This is a genomic window from Pedobacter sp. (genome assembly GCF_037719805.1).
GTDB lineage: Bacteria > Bacteroidota > Bacteroidia > Sphingobacteriales > Sphingobacteriaceae > Pedobacter.
On record NZ_JBBJLZ010000004.1, the window covers coordinates 566523 to 586168 of the forward strand.

13 protein-coding genes and 1 riboswitch are annotated in these 19646 nt (G+C 42.7%); of the genes, 1 reads left to right on the forward strand and 12 read right to left on the reverse strand.

Annotated elements, in window-relative coordinates:
* Positions 1 to 2 precede the first annotated feature (2 nt).
* Genes thiH through thiS form a run of 6 tightly spaced genes read right to left on the reverse strand, consistent with a single transcriptional unit; the run spans position 3 to position 5201 of the window.
* A complete protein-coding gene (gene thiH / locus WKF66_RS15785; protein WP_489675438.1) occupies positions 3 to 1118 on the reverse strand; it encodes a 2-iminoacetate synthase ThiH in 1116 nt (371 codons plus the stop codon).
* Entirely contained in the window at positions 1111 to 1878 is a 768-nt protein-coding gene (locus tag WKF66_RS15790; RefSeq protein ID WP_489675439.1) for a thiazole synthase, read from the reverse strand. The genes thiH and WKF66_RS15790 overlap by 8 nt, the downstream gene beginning before the upstream one ends.
* Positions 1872 to 2510 carry a thiamine phosphate synthase gene (locus WKF66_RS15795; RefSeq protein ID WP_489675440.1) on the reverse strand — a complete coding sequence of 213 codons (639 nt, stop codon included), beginning with the start codon at positions 2508 to 2510 and terminating at the stop codon, positions 1872 to 1874. The genes WKF66_RS15790 and WKF66_RS15795 overlap by 7 nt, the downstream gene beginning before the upstream one ends.
* Positions 2494 to 3102 carry a thiamine phosphate synthase gene (locus WKF66_RS15800; RefSeq protein ID WP_489675441.1) on the reverse strand — a complete coding sequence of 203 codons (609 nt, stop codon included), beginning with the start codon at positions 3100 to 3102 and terminating at the stop codon, positions 2494 to 2496. Before WKF66_RS15800 ends, WKF66_RS15795 begins: the two co-directional genes overlap by 17 nt.
* Positions 3102 to 4985 carry a phosphomethylpyrimidine synthase ThiC gene (gene thiC, locus WKF66_RS15805; RefSeq protein ID WP_489675442.1) on the reverse strand — a complete coding sequence of 628 codons (1884 nt, stop codon included), beginning with the start codon at positions 4983 to 4985 and terminating at the stop codon, positions 3102 to 3104. Before thiC ends, WKF66_RS15800 begins: the two co-directional genes overlap by 1 nt.
* A gap of 12 nt (positions 4986 to 4997) precedes the next feature.
* Complete coding sequence (gene thiS, locus WKF66_RS15810; protein ID WP_489675443.1) at positions 4998 to 5201, reverse strand: sulfur carrier protein ThiS; 204 nt, start codon at positions 5199 to 5201, stop codon at positions 4998 to 5000.
* 56 nt (positions 5202 to 5257) lie between these two features.
* Positions 5258 to 5345: riboswitch (TPP riboswitch) on the reverse strand.
* A gap of 76 nt (positions 5346 to 5421) precedes the next feature.
* Here thiS and WKF66_RS15815 point away from each other — a divergent pair.
* A complete protein-coding gene (locus WKF66_RS15815; RefSeq protein ID WP_489675444.1) occupies positions 5422 to 5856 on the forward strand; it encodes a nuclear transport factor 2 family protein in 435 nt (144 codons plus the stop codon).
* 33 nt (positions 5857 to 5889) lie between these two features.
* On the opposite strand, the gene WKF66_RS15820 is transcribed toward WKF66_RS15815, so the two are convergent.
* From WKF66_RS15820 to WKF66_RS15845, 6 genes are all read right to left on the reverse strand, one after another.
* Positions 5890 to 7221 carry a vanadium-dependent haloperoxidase gene (locus tag WKF66_RS15820; protein ID WP_489675445.1) on the reverse strand — a complete coding sequence of 444 codons (1332 nt, stop codon included), beginning with the start codon at positions 7219 to 7221 and terminating at the stop codon, positions 5890 to 5892.
* A 5-nt stretch (positions 7222 to 7226) separates the two neighbouring features.
* A complete protein-coding gene (locus WKF66_RS15825; RefSeq protein WP_489675446.1) occupies positions 7227 to 9167 on the reverse strand; it encodes a c-type cytochrome in 1941 nt (646 codons plus the stop codon).
* A 10-nt stretch (positions 9168 to 9177) separates the two neighbouring features.
* Positions 9178 to 11010: a 3-keto-alpha-glucoside-1,2-lyase-like domain-containing protein gene (locus tag WKF66_RS15830; protein ID WP_489675447.1), complete on the reverse strand. Its 1833-nt coding sequence runs from the start codon at positions 11008 to 11010 to the stop codon at positions 9178 to 9180.
* A gap of 6 nt (positions 11011 to 11016) precedes the next feature.
* Positions 11017 to 14589 (reverse strand): VCBS repeat-containing protein, encoded by a 3573-nt coding sequence (locus WKF66_RS15835; protein WP_489675448.1) that lies wholly within the window; start codon positions 14587 to 14589, stop codon positions 11017 to 11019.
* A gap of 98 nt (positions 14590 to 14687) precedes the next feature.
* The gene (locus WKF66_RS15840) at positions 14688 to 16304 is read right to left on the reverse strand and encodes a RagB/SusD family nutrient uptake outer membrane protein (RefSeq protein WP_489675449.1); all 1617 of its coding nucleotides are present in this window, start codon (positions 16302 to 16304) and stop codon (positions 14688 to 14690) included.
* Positions 16305 to 16329: 25 nt separating this feature from the next.
* Positions 16330 to 19500, reverse strand: a complete 3171-nt coding sequence (locus tag WKF66_RS15845; RefSeq protein WP_489675450.1) for a SusC/RagA family TonB-linked outer membrane protein — start codon at positions 19498 to 19500, stop codon at positions 16330 to 16332.
* Positions 19501 to 19646: the final 146 nt, after the last annotated feature.

Genomic DNA, 19646 nt, shown 5'->3' on the forward strand with positions numbered 1-19646 from the left:
CTCTACATAGTTAAACTATTATCCCAATCTTTCCAAACCGGCTCATAGCCTTTTGCAACTATCATTCCGGCAATTTGTTCCGGACTGCGCTCATCACTAATCTCGAATTGTTCAAGCGATTCTGGTTCCACCGCATACCCGCCTGGGTTTGTTTTGGAACCGGCACTGATTGCTGTGATGCCCAGCTTGATGATATTATCTCGAAAAACCGGAGACTCTCTCGTTGAAATCGACAGCTCAACTTCTTCGTTGAAAAGCCGGTAAGCGCAGATCAGCTGTACCAGTTCCCTATCGCTCATTACAACTTTCGGTTCTAAGCCACCACTGAAGGGTCTTAGTCGTGGAAAGGAGAGACTATACTTGCTTTGCCAGTACTTCTTTTCCAGGTAATTCAAATGTAAGGCTGTAAAAAATGAATCCGTGCGCCAGTCTTCGAGCCCGATTAATACGCCCAGTCCCATTTTATGTACACCCGCTTCACCTAATCGGTCTGGAGTTTCTAACCGGTATTCAAAGTTGGACTTTTTCCCTTTTGGATGGTGCTTTTTGTAATCTTCCTGATGGTAAGTCTCCTGATAAACGAGAACGGTGTTAAGCCCATAAGGGATGAGTTTTTGGTAATCCTGTACATCCATAGGCTGTACTTCCATTGAGATCTGGGCGAAATGTGGCTTTAGCAGCGCCAACACTTTCTTGAAGTATGCTACATCAACAGTTTGGTTTGCCTCACCGGTTACTAATAAGATATGCTCATAACCCATCTTTTTGATTACCGCAACTTCCTGCATAATTTCCACTGAGGACAATGTCTTACGCCTCACCTTATTGTCATAGCTGAAGCCACAATAGGTACAAATGTTATTGCATTCATTGGAGAGGTATAAGGGCACATACATCTGTACTACGTTACCAAAGCGCTTTTTAGTCAGGTGCTGACTGATGCTTGCCATTTGCTCCAGGTAATCAGAGGCGGCTGGCGAGATTAGTGCTTTGAAATCGTCCAGTGATTTTAATAGCGAATTTAAAGCCCGCTCCACGTCTGCAGAAGTTTTAGAATAAATGCTTGACTTCGTCTCTTCCCAATCAAAGGTTTTGAAGATATCTGTGAATTTATTCATCTAGAAAGGCAGTTAATGGGCTACTTTGCATTGCATAACTTGAGGGCATTGCCAACCGCGCTTCATAAGCCATTCTTCCTGCTTCCACTGCGATTTTAAAGGCTCTTGCCATCATAACAGGATTCCCTGAAACGGCTATGGCGGTGTTGACCAGCACGGCATCCGCGCCGATTTCCATAGCTTTTGCTGCATCTGATGGTGATCCGATTCCTGCATCAATGATGACGGCTACACTACTTTGACTGATGATGATTTCCAAGAAATCAATGGTCTTTAGTCCTTTGTTGCTTCCTATTGGTGAACCAAGGGGCATCACGGCGGCTGTACCAACATCTTCCAGTCTTTTACAAAGCACAGGATCAGCATGAATATAGGGCAAGACTATGAAACCGAGCTTAGCCAGTTCTTCTGTTGCTCTCAAGGTCTCTATTGGATCGGGCATTAAATACTTAGGATCTGGATGAATTTCCAGTTTAATCCAATTCGTTTCCAGTGCCTCCCTCGCAAGCTGCGCTGCAAAAATTGCTTCTCTAGCGTTTCTAGCACCAGAAGTATTGGGCAACAGATTCTGATTTGGATGTCTTAACCTGATGAGCAGGTCGTCTTGTTCATTATTTTTTACGTCTATGCGCTTAAGCGCCACAGTGACTAGTTCTGAACCGGAGGCAAGTAAAGCTTCTTCCATCAATACCGAAGAACTGAATTTGCCAGTACCCGTAAATAATCGGGAGTTAAATGTTTTATCTGCTATTGTTAACATGCGCTGTTGATTGTTGAGTAAATTGATCGGACAGTTTCCTGGCAATCGGCCGCTAAGGTTAACGCTGCCGATACCGCCACACCATGAACGCCCGCGTCTATTAGCCACTTAATGTCCTCAGGTAATATGCCGCCAATTGCAATCACCGGGATGTCTAAATTGGCTCTTTTCATCTGTTTTAATATCTCTTGATATCCCCTTAAGCCTAAAAGTGGACTCAGCTTTTCTTTTGTTTTTGTGAAGCGAAAAGGCCCCAATCCGACGTAATCTGCACCCTCATTTACACGTTGTTGTACCTGATCAAAGGTATTGGCAGTCCCACCGATGATCATTTCAGCACCTACTATTTGTCTGGCTAATGATATTGGCATATCATCCAGTCCAAGGTGAAGACCATCCACTTGAGCTTTCAAGGCGATTTCCGGGTAATCATTGACAATCAATTTAGCGGAGTATGCCTCACAAAGTGTTTTTGCGGCAATGGCATAAGCCAAAACTTTTTCTTCAGTCTGATCCTTGACCCGAAGTTGAATCCATTGGCAACCTGCATCGAGTGCCTGTTGTATAGCAGTAAGGTGGGAGCCATCACTGGCTTGTTGAGATATATAATGTACTTTATCTATGCTTTTCATTTGATATTTCCTGCTTTAAATCGTTAAACATTTTTAAGGCATTTGAAGGGTCGTTCCACAAGGCGCCAAGAACTGCTGCACCATCAAAACCCATGGACCCTATTTGATTTATGTTGTCTGCGCTTATGCCACCTAACGCCATTACCTTAGTTTTGATCTTAGTATCCAGCTCAAAATCTGGTGAGATCACCGCTCCATAATCTGGTTTAGAAATACTGTTGAACACCGGACTGAAAAAAACGTAATCAAACCCATTCAGATCATATAAGTCTTCCAGGCAGTGAGCCGAGGTACTTAGTAAGTATGCCTGTTCAGAGTACCCCGTGAAACCAGGACTACCCCATTCCCTCCGCTTATTTTCTGGCAGATGGAGTCGGTCAATCCCATAATCGGCGGCTATTTCATGACACTGATGTAAGGCGATGCTTGGACAATATTTCGGATCAATCTCTTTTAGCAACGCCCTAATATCTTGATGGCTACAACCTGGCTTTCGTAAATGGAAAAATTTCAAGCCCGATTCGAAGAGGCTGTTAATGATTTTAGCTTCATCAACTACAGGAACCGGGCTTGAAATAACAATCAATTCCATTAGAGATAGATTTCACTTCCCTTTTGTAAGAATTCTTTTGACTTCTCTTCCATTCCTTTAGAAAGTGCATCGTCATCAGCCAATCCATTTTCATTCGCATAATCACGAACATCCTGACTGATCTTCATAGAACAGAAGTTAGGGCCACACATGGAACAGAAGTGGGCGATTTTTGCGCCATCTGCAGGGAGTGTTTCGTCATGGAACTCTCTGGCAGTATCCGGATCAAGGGATAGATTAAACTGGTCTTCCCATCTAAATTCAAATCTCGCCTTACTTAATGCATTATCACGATACTGAGCTCCCGGATGGCCTTTAGCTAAGTCGGCAGCATGAGCCGCGATCTTGTAGGTGATTACACCATCTTTTACGTCCTTCTTATTAGGTAATCCAAGGTGTTCTTTAGGAGTAACATAACAAAGCATGGCCGTTCCGAACCAACCAATCATTGCGGCTCCTATGGCTGAAGTGATGTGGTCATATCCGGGAGCAATGTCTGTGGTGAGCGGACCCAAGGTATAAAAAGGTGCCTCTCCGCAATGGACCAGTTGTTTATCCATGTTCTCTTTAATCATGTGCATTGGGATGTGTCCAGGACCTTCAATAATCGTTTGAATATCGTGTTTCCAAGCAATCTTAGTCAGTTCGCCGAGGGTTTCCAGTTCTCCAAACTGCGCGGCATCGTTGGCATCGGCTATGCAGCCAGGTCTCAATCCATCTCCTAAAGAAAAGGCAACATCATAAGATTTCATGATCTCGCATATCTCCTCAAAATGAGTGTAAAGGAAATTCTCTTTATGATGCGCAAGACACCATTTGGCCATGATCGATCCTCCTCGGGATACGATGCCAGTTATTCGCTTGGCAGTAAGCGGCACATATCGTAAAAGCACGCCCGCATGAATGGTAAAGTAATCAACACCTTGTTCTGCCTGCTCGATTAAAGTATCTCTAAAAAGCTCCCAGGTCAAGTCTTCAGCTTTTCCGTTTACTTTCTCTAAGGCCTGATAGATCGGAACAGTTCCGATGGGAACAGGGGAATTACGGATAATCCATTCCCTCGTTTCATGTATGTTCTTACCGGTCGACAAATCCATAATGGTGTCTGCACCCCAGCGACAAGCCCAAACTGCCTTTTCAACCTCTTCTTCAATACTGGAAGTGACCGCTGAATTCCCAATGTTGGCATTTATCTTTACCAGGAAGTTCCGCCCGATGATCATGGGCTCCAGCTCTGGATGATTAATGTTGCAAGGAATAACCGCTCTGCCAGCCGCAACTTCAGACCTTACGAATTCCGGTGTGATATATCCTTTTGGCGTGTTTGCACCGAAACTTTGTCCCTGATGTTGTTGAGACATTACCTGATACTGATCTTGCAATTGTTCCTGTAGCAAGTCGATGCGTTGATTTTCTCTTATCGCTATATATTCCATTTCAGGGGTAATGATCCCCTTTCTGGCATAGTGCATCTGTGATACATTCATTCCTGGCTTTGCTTTGTAGGGCTTGCTAATGTGTGCAAACCTTAAGGCATCTAAATTTTGATCATTAGCCCGCTGATTTCCATAATCCGAGGTAATTGCGCTAAGTTGATCTACATCACCACGATTTAAAATCCATTGCTCTCTTAAGCGGGATACTCCTTTTTTTACGTCTATTTCTATGTCGGGATCCGTATAGGGACCACTTGTATCATAGATGGTAACAGGGGAATTGGGTTCGGTTTCACCAAACCTGCCGTGCAGCTTTGTTTCACTCAAAATTACCTCTCGCATGGCGACCTCAATGTCATGAAGTTTGCCTTTAACATACACTTTACGCGATCCGGGGAAGGGTGACCTGCTGATGAGCTGATCTGTTGGTGTTCTTTCATTTTTCATAAATCGTTCTTATTAGCCGCCTTGGGTTGCTTTGATGATGGTAAGATGGTCTCCGGGTTTAAGAAGGTAAGAATCCCAGCGTTCCTTAGCTATAATTTCCTGATTTACAGCCACAGCGATGCCAGCAGAAGGCAGCTTGAGGTTAAGGCCGACTACCTGCTGCAAGGAGCAGATATCGTCTACGAGATAATTTTCTTGATTTACGGTTATTTCCATGTTGCCAGAATTTCTAACTATAGGAATGCACCCGTATTAAGGAAGGAAAAACGAATTGAATTCGTTCTACTTTTCCCTTCGGCAGTACTAACTGCATCAGGTTCAAAGGGTATTTCTCAGCACAAGGCACCCCTAAAGTTTTCACTAAGGTATATAAAAAAATGTATTAGGGCACAATTGAACCTTAATCTTATGTTATCTTTACATAAAGTCTTGCATTATGAAAATCACTTATGTACTTCTTCTGGTTCTTGTTACCGGAATGAGCGTCAAAGCACAGGTTGCAAAGGATAAAAAACAGATTGAGGCGAGCGTGACAGCTTTTTTTGAAGGAATGAGCGTACTTAGCGAAACTCAGATGAAAACAGAATTAACCCCTGATTTTATTTTAGTTGAACATGGATTAATCTGGAATGCAGATTCATTGATAAGCCACTTAAAGCCTATGATAGGCAGAAATGTTAAACGTTTGAATCGTTTAGTATTCGACAAAACTAGTCAGACAGGAGACCTGGCAACTGTAGTATACCACAACTCTGCTGATTTTATTACGGGCGAAAAGAAGCAAACAGTCAATTGGTTGGAAAGCGCCGTTTTAGTCAAGCAATCAGGAAGATGGAAAATTAAACTATTGCATTCAACTACATTAAAATAGACCTAATCGCCCCTAGTTTTATTGACGACTAACTTAATTTTTTAGTTTTAAGCTCTTCCAAATATACTCACCGACCTTTCTACCCTGAATAGCGCCTTGATCGACACTATTTTTGAAATGTATACCCCCGTAATAACGACTCATAGAGGTTTCATCTGAAGCCGTTAAGAAAGACTTAAAATGTCGCTGGATTCCAATATAACGAAGGTCGCTCGTGTCCTGATACTCAAAATTATCGCCAAAAATATGCGTCAGAATAACTGCAGCAGCCCCGCTAATGTCGCTGTGCCCGCTAGGATACTCTGGGAACGGTGGTGTCTGTAATACAGGTAGCCAGTGAAGATCAATTGTTTGATTGATGACGGTGACCGGACGAATGTAAGCTGTGGTATACTTGACCTGCCAGCCGCAGATGAACGCATCATACAAGGCGATTGAAGTTAGCGCGTAACTTTGGGCTGTTTTCAATGCATCGGCTTTCGTTTGCTTACATGCGATCGCAGTTATCCCTATCCAATGACCGCCGGGTGTGATTTTTTTATTCGCAAACGTAGTATGTCCTTTGTGTTCGATAACAAAGGGGTTGTCATCCCAGAAGACCGCCATCTCACGTTGGTCGGGCGTCAAGGTTTTACTTTGTTCGTAAACCGCAACTGCCTGTTTGTAGTATTCACTATTTTTATCCTCGCTGTAAGTCGGCGGTGCAGGCAGTGGAAAATCCTGCGATGACTTTACGACAAATGGTTGCTGTGTACCCCAGCAAAATTCTACCCCTTCCAGATAATCTGGCGCCGTCGGGCGCCATTTCCCGTTATCATTACTCCCCAAAAAGCGAACCTTACCTCGGCTTTTCGCGTAACCATCGTTGTTGGCACGGGCCAGCACAGCATTACCAATCTGTTCGCCGAAAGCCAGCGACCTTGCGAAGGTACTGTCGTCTAGGTTTTCCTGATACATTTTAAGCACTTGACTCTCATATTTCTTAAGCGTATCTATGGAGAAGGTTACTTTATGGGCGACAGTAAAAAACGCCATCGAAGCCGCAAGTGTGTAGTTATACTTTTTAGATTTTCGAGGCTTTGGCATCGGCTGGAATCCTGGAATCTGCTCAGCAATTGAAGCAAATTCCTCGTTCTCAAACCTGATGGCCTCAAAGGCGGCAAGTGATGTGTAGCCATAGATTCGACTGGCTACGGGTGGACTAAACGCGTCGTAAATGATAAGCTGCGTAAGGTGATCTACATTTTGGTGAAGCACCTCGGAGTCGGCAAGCATTTTTATTCTCTTATTGCTGCAGCTGAACAAAGAGAGGACAAACGCAATTAAGATTAGAAGTTTGAATGAACTTATATGAACAAAGGTCATTGAAGCTACTTGTTAAGTGACGTGATCCAGCTGGCAATCATGCGGGCGTCCTGAGCCGAAACCTGCGGCATTGGAGGCATCGGTGTAGAATAGTCAGGCCAATGCTCCGGTTTAGGGTTTTTAATCAGTTGCATGATCTCCTCAATAGTGTACTTTCGCTTGGCGATATCCTTGAATGCAGGCCCCACTTGTTTAACATTAGGGTTATGGCATGCCGAGCATGTGTTTTTCATTAGTAAGGGTTTAACCTCCTCATAGGTAGGGACTTTTTTTACAGCTGCCGTCGCCGTTTTGAGATTCACATTCGGCTTTGCAGTATTAAGTGCCATGGCTTTCGAATTTTTAGTACTCAAGACCTTCAGATCCAGCTTGTCTCCACTGGGAATATTGTTTAATGTGTAATAAGCAGTTGGGTGCAGGAGTTTTAAATTTTCTGTATCCCTCAGGCCATCAATCGTAATCGTATGAATGAAGTTCTTCCGGAGATTGGCGACAACTATGCGTGCCCTTAGGCCATCTTCAGATACTTTCACCCCTGAAATATTACATTTTAGATTACCAACCGGCGGACTACCATAAACACCTTGATACTTATAAGTGAAACTTTCTATCGAATAAGATGCGAGGTCTTCTGCGAGTTTTTTGTCTACGGGTTTAGTAAATTCTATCTCAAACCCATCCGGCTTAGCACGTATGGCCAGCATCTCAAAGGGGATATTATTGTTCCATACTAAGCGCTCCAGGCCCATTGTCTCTTCGCCTGCCGATCCCCAGCCCCTGTTTGTTTCACCGGTAACCAAGGAGCCGTCTGGCAACCATGCTAAGCGGACAATACCCGACTGAAAACCACTTCTAAAAGCCCAGGCAGCTCCTTGAGATTCACCGTTTACTTCTTCCAGAAAAATTCTGCTCACTATACTTTGCCCCTGATCGCCAACTAATAGTTGTCCTGAAAAAGGGCCAAAAACGCCTTGAGGTATCTTTACTATTTCTGAATTTGAAATTCCTAAGATCCCATGGGGTAACCAAACGGCTGGTAACTGCAATTCAGGGATCTCCTTTTTTGCATCGGCTAAGGTGCGGTATTTTTCCTCCACGATGTTTTGAGGCTTAAATGGCTGACCGCTCTGATCAAACTCTATACGTGCGTTGTTATTAGCGAAAAACTTTTCCGTAGTTAGTTTCACTGGAGAATTCGATAAATTACTCCAGGCCAAGCTGGCGGGATGGCCCATAAATGCCCCTTTTTTTACCTTCATGATACTGCCCGATCCAACCCAGTCTCCTTGGTTGTCAGTATACCACAGTTCACCGTCAATCATGCTAATTCCGCATGGGGAACGGAAACCCGCTGTCCAAGGTGTTACGACTCCCTTATCCGTAATGTTAAGTGCCCAGCCTCTAAAAGGTACCATGGCTTTAGGATGCCACCAATCAGGCGGAAAGCCGAGGTTAAGTGTGACGAAAAACGATCCGTCGGGTGCTAACCTCGGGCCAAAACTGTACTCATGATAGTTGCCCGATAATGGCCATGCATATACCGTTTCAAATACGTCTGCCTTACCATCCATATCCGTGTCAACGAGCTTAGTTAATTCGCCGCGTTGAACCACGTAAAGCGCACCATCCTTATAAGCTGCGCCCAGCGCCTCATGCAACCCAGCTGCAAATTTGCGAAAGTAAGGGCGCTGACTTGTGGGGTTCTCCACCATAAAAACATCACCCCGGCGAGTGGTTACCGCTATCGTTCCATTTGGAAGCGTGCACAAACCACCAACCTCAAGGATAGTTCCCTCCGGAGCGGGGATTTTCATCATCTTGAAATAATTTTCTTCTGTGGGCAATTCCGCCTGAGCCAACACCTTATTGTTCGCGGCCATTAACGAGCCTACAATAAAAACATTTACGAATAGCTTTCTAATCATTTGATTACTTAATTTTCTCATTACCATCCCTTTATAAAATGATAGAATAGGTTAATATTTGTTTTATGGGTATAATTAACTCCTGCATTCCTAAAGAAGTTCGTACTAACGGTTTTTCAGTCGTAGAATCGTCTAAGTTGATGTAATAGCTGTCATCGATACTGTAAAGTCCTTTCTTAATCATTGTAACCTTGCTACCAACAGCAAGCCGTACGAACGCTTTGTCAATCGGAGATTGTATACTAAGGACCCGGCGTATTCCTTTGCCTCCTGTCGTTACTGCGCTGGCATCATTTACCAAGGTGCCGTGTATTGAATACTTAAAAGTAGGGCGTCCATCCTTATCAAGCGAATAACCTTTTGGCTGATAGCCAGTACCTGTAGTATCTGTGATCCAGGCGGCGCCCGCAGTTGCTAACAAGCTGATCTCTGGTGCTGGCTTACCAAAATATTGCAGGGAACCGGCTGGGCGGGACGATCCGTCGCCGCGTTCATGCCACATGGGGGTAGCGTCAAGAAAATTGCCGCGCCATAGCTGAACAATCATTCCATTGTCCAAATCGTAGGTATAATGCAATTGTTCTATGCTACCAACACCCACTCCGTGAATAACACGGACGTTACCAGGTAGATCTGTAAAACTTCGTAACACCATATTTTCCTCAGCACTGATAAGGATTGGACTAACAGCCTCTGCTGAAACTACATTAGCATCGCTTAGTAAATACTCACGAATACCAGGCCCAGCGACAGAAAGGCTTAAGGCGGTCTTAGCCCAGTCTACGTTTTTGGTATAAAATATTTCGAAGGGAAGATTACCAGACTGTAAATTAACAATTCCCTCACCTTTGAAGTCTTTAGCATCAACGGCCTTGATGCCATCTATTTTCAGTGTTCCTTTTCCACCGGGCACGCCTAATTTAAATTCATATTCGCCTGGTTGGTCAATACGGATCATCCCGGTATACTTTAATACAAATTCATTGTCTAACTTAACTTCATTAGAGCTGAGCGCCAAGGGATTGCCCTGCGCCTCTGGTTTCAATATCTTGTAATCTGGTTCATCAGAAAAGTTGCCTTTGTAAACAGCGTATTTAAGTTGAGAGAGGGCCGGATGGGGCTTATCAAAACTCGTGTAACTGATGTTCTTAAATGCAACAGCTCCATGATCTCCTTGAATCCTGAGTGGACCGGTAATGCTTTCGTTATTGTCAGACGCACCGCGTGTAGGTCCTGACATTTCTACGTTCTCTTGTATTAAAATTCCATTTAGCCACAAATACAAGATCTTCGCGTTGGCCGTTTTTGCACCTTTATCATCGAAGCGTGGTGCTTGAAACGATACTTTTATATGCTGCCACAGGCCTGGTGCCCGGCTTACATTTTGACGCGGTGCGTACCCTTCATAGCCTTTCAGCCCCTCTGGTTTGCTATCGTCCCAGCGCTCGTAGATACCGCCATTGTCACTCGCTTTGGGATGTATTGTTCCCCAGGTATCGAACAATTGAACCTCATAGCGTCCTTGTAAATAAATACCTGAGTTGGCACCTCTAGCCATCATGTAGTCCATCTCAATGTCAATGTCGCCATGTTGAAGACTGAAGTAAAGATCGCTCCCAGGCTTTTTACCGTCAATTTGATTGACTAGAATACCTTTTCCTTTGGCAGTTGAAAAGTCATTAACTACCTCCAAATCCGCATGCACATCACCAACTATTTCCCAGTTTTTAGCTGGGACAGCAAATGCTGACAGATCATCTAAAGGAATCCGGTTCTTAAGAGCCTGTGCACTGATGCTACCTGGAGTTAAAAAACCGAATAGCCAAAGTGCGAGGCAAAATCCGGTATAAGTTCTTTTTTGCATTTAATATTAGTTTAGAGGTAAGTTCCTTTGTTTACCAGCGTTGTTTACCACCGTAATGCGTTTAATGTTACTATCACCAATGATAAACCTTGCCGACTGCGACAAAAAGGAAGTACCATAATAGAATTCCTGCCTTGCCGTTTTCCCGCTTTTATATTGAACTATAGCGTAAACATCGTTGGGCAGTACTGCTAGAGTTTTGGCGCCCGATTGCTGTTTAAAGATTTTTAAAAAGTCTTTATGCTGACTGGCAGCAACCAATACCTCTCCTTTACCGTCGCGCAGTTTCACTAAGGCTTTGCCGTTACCGGGTATGTAAATACCACTTTCCAAAATGCTGAGTGGTTTAAATCCCCCTTCACCATCCCCTTTCAGCAACAAGCCATTAAGGGCATCATATCTACCAATAGATACATCTGTTCCGTAGTCATTGCCGTTCATCAGCACATCAAGGTTACTATCACCGTCGAAATCACCAACCTCCATCCCATTAATTACTGACAGTTGAGCTTGCATTGGAAGCGGGATCAGGGTGAACTTACCGTTGCCGTCATTACGTAAAAAGCAAGATTTGAGCATATTGGCTTTAAGCCGCAATGCTCCCTGGCGCTGCTCAGGGCTCAGTATTTCATCGATGGTAGCTTTAGCGTATGATTTGTAATTGGTAAACTTCTTTTTCATGCTAATCATCTGCTTTGCCATATCATCACGCCCTGATACGGGAAATTCTTTGAGCTCCCCTTTTTCATCCTTAAGGAAAATAGAGGGTACGGCGCTGTAACCACTATTATCGAAATCTTTAGCTGTAACGTAAATGGGATACTCATCACTGGCTTGCATTAAGCTGTTTTGCCCGAGGTTACCTACAATATAATCAGTACGACCGGTATGGCGGAAGTCTCCCCCAACAATGGAGGTCCATAAACCAAGCTTGTTCTCAATACCCGTATTGGCTGTATGATTTACAAACTTGCCATGAACATTTCTAAGCATGGTAATGGGCATCCATTCACCAGCAAGGATTAGATCCGGCCAGCCGTCGTTGTCGAAATCTGTGAACAAAGCATCACAAACCATCCCTACGTTCTTCAGAATTGGTGCAGCCTGCGCGGTGACATCGGTAAACTTAGCAATGCCATCCTGGCTGTCATTCCGAAGTATGATGCTGGACACCGGTTTCGGATATTCCCATGGTTTTACCCGCCCAGAAATAAACAGATCAAGTTTTCCGTCTTTATTATAATCACTAGCCCTGACGCACAGTTTACTCGTCATGTTAACCGGGACAGCCTTAACATCAAGCTTAAAATTCCCTTTGCCATCATTTATATATAGCCTGTCCTGGTATTCAGCACTATTGGCAGCGCCCTCGTAGCCACCACTAGCTGCGTACAAGTCTAAGCTACCATCGCCATTTGCATCAAAAAGTAAGACGCCTGCATCTTTATAGTATGGCGTTTCCAACGCGGATTTAGGAAACAAATCCTTTTGAACAAACTTGCCGTTTCGCTGCTGTAAGAATAATTGCGTAGGGTTGTAAGCATTTCCACCGACCACCATATCGTCTAAACCATTGTGATCTACATCACCAACTGCTATTGCAGGACTGTATTCCGACAGCTTATGCGGCATCAATTTTTGCACGTTAAAATCAACAAAACTTGCATCCTTGCTGGCATAGTGCAGGTTTAGTGAATCAGTGACCTCTTTAAACAATGCCTTTGCAATATATTTTGGCATCAACGTAGAGCTACTTTCCGCATCTGCAATGTTCAGCAGCAAGGTTTGATCTGCCTTTATGTTAGTAAGCTTCTGCGTTTTACCATTTTGCCAAGTGATCAACAGAGAATCAACCTTAGATACCTTGCCCAAACCAAAATGAGCAATCCCCTGCATAGTTGACAGGTAGCCCCTGTAAGGGTTGTTTTCATATACTTGTTGCTTATCATGGTCATAATATACGTTAAGGACAGCTCCAAGCCCATTTACATTGTTCTTATCGCCAGCAAAACCTACTTGCAAGTAATGCCTCGCATCAAGCGTCTTTTTTTCGTCTCTTGAGGTATTGCGATAAATCAGCGCTTCATCATTGATGTTATTAATAACCATATCTAAGGCACCGTCATTATCTAGATCAGCATATACCGCCCCATTTGAAAATGTCGGTTGTTGAAGCCCCCACTCGGTGCTTACATCTTTAAAAGTGAGGTCGCCATTGTTGGAGAAACCGTAATTATGGAGCTTGATCTCCGGAATTTGCTTGATAACATCATGCTTTGCGGTTACCGCAAATGCTTCCTGCCGATAGGCCATGAAATCACGATCAGATACATCCCGTGGAAATCCATTGGTGACGATCAGATCGCGGAAACCATCATTATTGAAGTCGGCCACTAAAGGTGTCCAACTCCAATCGGTCTGTGCCACACCACTTAAAAACCCTATCTCACTAAAAGCGGGTGCACCTATTTCCCCAAGTTGACCAACACGGGGACCTTGATTAAGTTGTAAAGTATTGCGTACATATTGATATTGATAACCGTATTGATCAAAATTTTGGAAAGTTTGATAGCTACTAGGCCCAAGCATCATTTTCTTACGGTAATTGTCCTCCGGATTCATATCCAGTTCAATTACATCAGCAAGGCCATCATTATTGATGTCGATTACGTCCTGACCCATTGCATTATAGGAGGTGTGTTTGAAGTATTCTTTTGATCGATTGGTAAAGGAACCATTGTGATTATTGATGTATAATAGGTTGTCACCAGAGAAGTCGTTCGATATATAAATATCTATCCATCCATCCTTATTAAAGTCTACGGTTGTAGCAGCATGTCCAAATCCGTCCAGGCTAAGTCCTGCCTCTTTTGTAACATTTACAAAACGGCCGTGTTTAATCTTATCATCCCAATCGTTTCGAAACAGCTGACCAAGACTATGGTTATCGTTATAATTTACCGTTCCAAACAAGTTGGGGTTATAGCTGGCGGAAGCGCTGTTGACGGTTAAATACATATCCAGATCGCCATCATTATCGTAATCGAAGAAGTTAGCCATCGTAGATTGATTTCCAGCCTCTAGGCCATATTCTATTGATAAATCCTTAAAGGTTGGTATTCCATCTTTATTTACGCCTTGATTTACATATAACAGGTTATGGCGTCTATTTTCTTCTTTATAGATGGTGTTACAAACGTAAATATCTAAAAGACCATCATTGTTAATATCTACAATAGATACGCCACGGCCCCAACGTCCTGCACCGTCAACACCCGCTTTGTCTGTAATGTCTTCAAACTTAAAGTCTCCTTTATTTAAGTAAAGCCGACTGGCTACCATATTGCCTGTAAAATATAGATCAGGTAAACCATCCCCATTGAAATCACCAACACCAACTCCCCCACCATTGTATATATTTACCAGATCAAGGGGGTTAACTGTGTCAGATTCGGTTATCAAATTATTAAAATGGATGCCGGAATGAGTCGATGATATTTGCTCAAACAGCGCCTTTTTTTTACAGGACGAAGTGAGTAAAGCCAGTAAAACAATCAGCACAAGTGGAATTCTTATCATGTATAAACTTTTGCTATGGCGTGATGGTGATCCCATCAATAAAAATAAGAAAGACCCCTCCATTAAGGAGGGGCTTTCGTCAATACCACTTTCCTGTCTTAGTAACCAGGATTTGGTGCTAAGTTCGGATTTAGCCCAATTTCATATTGAGGAATAGGATATAACTCACGGCCAGTCGGAATCGATATGTTGTACACTTCTTTAACAAAAGAGGTAGCAACCCCTGCCCTTCTTAAGTTGTAGAATGTTGAATACTCTCCAGTGAGCTCGTGCCGGTAATCATGATATACCATTTGTAACGGATCGGTGATTACCTTCCCTTCGCTCATAAATACAGCCGGAGCAGTTCCACCGAATGCCCTGTCGCGAAGTACCTTGAGCGTAGCTAAAGCACCAGCATTATCCCCTGTTCTGGCCTGACATTCCGCTTTACTTAATAGAATCTCTCCATAGCGTAGCAGGATCTGATTTTGCGCACCAAAAATATTAGAAACACCCGAGTTGCCATCCAATGTCGGATCGCGCCACATTTTCGTACTGTAATAGCCACTGCGTGGAATCGCATTATCTGTTCCTATCCATGGGCGGGCGACCGTACCACAGGTGTTGATAATTTTACCGTCAGCGCCAGTATACTTGGCCCTAACTCCAGCATCTGCACTTGTAAAACCTGCAATAACCAGAGGATAACTTTTAATCCCACCTTTTGCAATTATAGCCGGACTTGGGTGTACATCACCAGGACCTAGAATAGAGGCCTCTTTACGAAGGTCACCTGCCTGAAATCCATCATATAAAATTTTGTTACCATAATCGTAACCAAAGTTTGATACCTCTTCAGGCATGCCAAAAGACCCGATCCATGCTACTTCGTTACCACCACCCCAGCTTTGAGTGCCCGCGGTTATAAATTGCACTTCAAATATTGACTCTGCATTATTTTCTTTATCATATTCGTGTATATCAATGAATTTCGGCAATAAGCTATACTTGCCGTTAAGTTGATTAAAACTTACAATAGCCTCAGCATATTTTTTTAGCCACATCTGCGAAGCCCCCAGGTAACCTAACGCGGCTCCTTTCGTTGCACGACCAAGGTCAGAAGCATCGTATCCTTCTTTCCACGGTAATAAATCTGCAGCAATCTTAAGATCTGCTTCTACCTGGGTGAATACTTCTGTCTGACTACTTCTCGGTTTCAAACCGTCATTAGCCCCATTTGATAATTCTAACGGTACCCCACCGAAGCTCGAGGCAAGATAATAGTATGTCATGCCGCGTAAGAAATAGACTTCACCAGTAAGCCGATTTGCCAATGCTTCATTCAAAACGCCTTTTCCCTTCATAGTTTTCAAGATTTCTAGTGCAGAGTTTGCACGAGCAATACCGATATATGCTCGTTCCCAAAACACCTGGATACCACCAAAAGTACTTGGTATTGCATAGGTATTATAAAACCTGTCGTTACCCCAGTTGAAAAAGTCATGAGTCTGAAAATTAGCATAATACCATAATGACTTTTTCAGCAAGTCAGCATTCTGGTACGTATCATATATCGCGTTTACTATTGCGACACCATCTTCAGGCTTATTAAACAATGCATCTGCAGTTGGATTAGAGGAATCACTTTGATTTAAAAACCCTTTTTTACAACTAAAGGGCGTCAATACTATCAGTCCCGCTGCTAGTATAAATAAATATTTTTTGTTTTTCATTTTTCGTTTCTATAACTTTAATCGACTAGAATGTAACATTTAAGCCCAGGGTAAAGAACCTCGACGAAGGATAAGTACCCACATCAACACCAGAGGCGGTTGGACTTGCTTTTGCAGCACTATTATTATTAGGGTCTGTACCAGTTGGCTGCCCAATCTCCGGATCTAGGCCACTGTATTTAGTAATCGTAAATAGATTTTGCGCAGCCATGTAAAATCTCACTCTATTTAACGTCAACTTTTGTGCAACTGCTGTAGGAAGTGTGTAGCCTAAGGTAACGTTACGTAAACGTAAATAACTTCCGTTTTCAACGTATATGCTGGAAGCCACGTTATTGGCGCTCACATCGTCATTATAGTTTACCCTTGCAAAGCGATTAGAGGGGTTTGTAGTTGACCATGCGTTTTGAGCATACTCTCCACTTACGTTTTGTATCCCTACAAATCCCGGTGCCTGAAAACTTTCTAAGTTACGTGCTTGGTAATTAAATATTTTATTGCCGTAACTGCCATAAAAGAAGGCATTAAAATCAAAGGCTTTGTAAGCAAGGTCTACGTTAAATCCTCCATAAAACTTTGGAATAGGACTTCCTAAACTAGTCCTGTCATCAGCTGTGATCTGCCCATCACCATTCAAATCTCTGAATTTACGGTCTCCAGGTTGTGTTTTCTGAGCATCATTACCCTGATAATGTCCATCTGGTGCTCTAGCGTTCAATGCATCAATTTCAGCCTGAGTTTGGAAAATTCCAAGACTCTCATATCCATAAAATTCACCTACTCCCTGTCCTATATTTGTTTGGCTAAATTCTGTCCACCCGTTTGCTGGTGTAGTCAGCAGGACTAGATTTCCGATAAAGTTTTTAGTTTGTGTAATACTTAATAACTGATTTTTAACTGTAGTAATGTTTACACCCAAACCATAAGTAAAGTCACTAACCGTGTGTTTGTAGTTTAAAGCGATCTCAAAACCCTGATTTCTAATGCTACCTGCATTCTGAGCAGATCTTTTTACACCAGATTGAGATGATGTTGGAATGTCCAATAAAAAGTCTTTAGAATCTTTTCTATAGTAATCTACTGTTAAATTAAGGTCGCCATTTAAAAATGATGCATCCACTCCTATATCTGTTTGTCTTGAAGTTTCCCAGGTTAGATTTTGGTTGTCAAGATTGATATAAGCTAAACCAGTTTGATAAGAGCCACCAAATGGATAACCTACATTGGTTGGTGAAGTTGCAGGTCCCCCTGAAGAATATCTAGCAAGGTATTGGAACGGACCGATACCTGCCTGATTTCCAACCTCACCATAACTTGCTCTAAACTTTAAATCTGTAATCGCCTTAACATCCTTTAAGAAAGATTCTTCTTTTGCTCTCCATGCAATTGATCCTGAAGGAAATACACCATATTGATTGCCTTCATAGAATTTAGATGAACCATCTCTTCTTACCGTAGCAGTAAAAATGTACCTGTCCATAAATTTATAATTTAGTCTTGCAAATTGTGAAGCAAGAGTATAGGTCTGCTGGTCTCCGTAGGCAACAAGGTTGTTCACTTTGGAAAGATCCCTAATGGCATCACTGATTAGATTATTACCATTACCACCAATCCGGCGAAAGGTATTATCCTGTTGTGAAATACCACCAACGAAATCTATAGCATGTGCGCCAAACGTTTTCGTGTAAGAGATCGTATTTTCCCAAAGCCATTCAAAAGTATTGTTCGCGCTTTGCGAATAAGTATTCAAAATATTAGGACTTGCTATGCCATACTGGTCAAACGAGCGGGTGTCTGAAGGCATAAAAAAGTAACCCGAATAGTCTGTAGTATTGATACCTAAATTTGTTTTGATCCTCAACCCTTCAAACAAAGTTGCTTCTAATGAACTGGTACCTAAGAAGTAATTGGTTAGGTTAGTCGCATCTTGTCTTTCAATAGTATAGAGAGGATTGTTCCAGCTTTTTACATAAGTGTTTTGAGGATCGTAAAAACCGTAGTTACCATTTCCATCTTTAGCTAAGTTAGTCAGTTTATTACCACCAATGGTTGGTATCAATTCACTTAATGTCGCTAAAGCACCTGTGCCAAAAGGATTGTTGGCATTTTGTCTGGAATATTTAGCGGTTGAGGATGATTTAAGCCACTTGGTAGCATCGTAATCAATGTTTAAACCAAGATTGATCCTTTTAAAATAAGAACCTGTTACTACACCTTTTTGATCGAAGTAACCTGCAGAAAATGCAGATTGTACTTTTTCACCACCTCCACGAACTGCGAGATTATAATTTTGTCTAAGGCCGGACCTATAAACTTCGTCCTGCCAATTAACATTTTGCAGGGCTGATGGGTTAGCCCATTCTGCTAAACGGTCAAAACCGGCAGTTTTATTTGCAAGTGTTGCCCATTGTTCTGCGTTTAAAACACTGTACTTTTTAGGTTCAGACTGTATAGAAGTATAAGCATCCAATGCCACTTCGACACCGTCTCTTCTACCTTTTTTAGTGGTAATGATAACAACACCATTTGATGCGCGCACACCATAAATGGCTGTTGCCGATGCATCCTTCAAGATGTCCATTGATGCAATGTCATTGGGGTTAATGTTGTTAAGACCACCAGTGATCGGGTATCCGTCCACTACATATAAAGGATCATTACTACCCAAGCTTCCTATACCACGTATGAGTACAGTTACGCCACTGCCGGGTGCTCCGTCATTATTGGTTACCTGTACGCCTGATGAACGGCCCTGTAATGCTTGATCTAAAGCCGTAACAGGAACTTTTGCTACTTGTTCTGCAGTAACAGAGCTTACAGAACCTGTTAGATCTTTCCGTCTAGATGTACCGTATCCTACAACTACAATTTCGTCTAATGCACTTACGCTTGAAGACAACTTAATTTCGTAAGTATTGCCAGCGCCAACTATCAGCTCCTGTGAGTCATATCCTACAATACTTATTACCAAAGTTGAATTTGCAGGTACGGCTAATTTAAAAGTGCCTTTAGGATCGGTCACCACGCCTATATTAGTTCCTTTTATTTTAACAGTAGCACCGGGAACAACCCCATCCGCTGAGGTGACGGTGCCACTGATTTGCCTTGTCTGAGCATAACCAGTCAGACTTATCAAGAGAGATAAGCTAAGCACGATCATTACCACGAAATGTTTAATTTCTAGTCTTTTCATCATAGTTTATATTTAGTTTAATTGGTTAGACAAATCGGGCGGATCTCTAAAGGACCTGCTTATTCATCAAATTAAAAGTACGGGACTGTATTTAGATGCGATGTCACAAATGTTAACGTTTATACAACAAATGTTAACCTTATGTAAAC

Coding starts and splice junctions, on each gene's coding strand:
- thiC (WP_489675442.1), bottom strand. CDS start 4,985: ATGAAAAATGAAAGAACACCAACAGATCAGCTCATCAGCAGGTCACCC.
- thiH (WP_489675438.1), bottom strand. CDS start 1,118: ATGAATAAATTCACAGATATCTTCAAAACCTTTGATTGGGAAGAGACG.
- WKF66_RS15825 (WP_489675446.1), bottom strand. CDS start 9,167: ATGAGAAAATTAAGTAATCAAATGATTAGAAAGCTATTCGTAAATGTT.
- WKF66_RS15820 (WP_489675445.1), bottom strand. CDS start 7,221: ATGACCTTTGTTCATATAAGTTCATTCAAACTTCTAATCTTAATTGCG.
- WKF66_RS15835 (WP_489675448.1), bottom strand. CDS start 14,589: ATGATAAGAATTCCACTTGTGCTGATTGTTTTACTGGCTTTACTCACT.
- WKF66_RS15800 (WP_489675441.1), bottom strand. CDS start 3,102: ATGGAATTGATTGTTATTTCAAGCCCGGTTCCTGTAGTTGATGAAGCT.
- WKF66_RS15815 (WP_489675444.1), top strand. CDS start 5,422: ATGAAAATCACTTATGTACTTCTTCTGGTTCTTGTTACCGGAATGAGC.
- WKF66_RS15830 (WP_489675447.1), bottom strand. CDS start 11,010: ATGCAAAAAAGAACTTATACCGGATTTTGCCTCGCACTTTGGCTATTC.
- WKF66_RS15840 (WP_489675449.1), bottom strand. CDS start 16,304: ATGAAAAACAAAAAATATTTATTTATACTAGCAGCGGGACTGATAGTA.
- thiS (WP_489675443.1), bottom strand. CDS start 5,201: ATGGAAATAACCGTAAATCAAGAAAATTATCTCGTAGACGATATCTGC.
- WKF66_RS15845 (WP_489675450.1), bottom strand. CDS start 19,500: ATGATGAAAAGACTAGAAATTAAACATTTCGTGGTAATGATCGTGCTT.
- WKF66_RS15795 (WP_489675440.1), bottom strand. CDS start 2,510: ATGAAAAGCATAGATAAAGTACATTATATATCTCAACAAGCCAGTGAT.
- WKF66_RS15790 (WP_489675439.1), bottom strand. CDS start 1,878: ATGTTAACAATAGCAGATAAAACATTTAACTCCCGATTATTTACGGGT.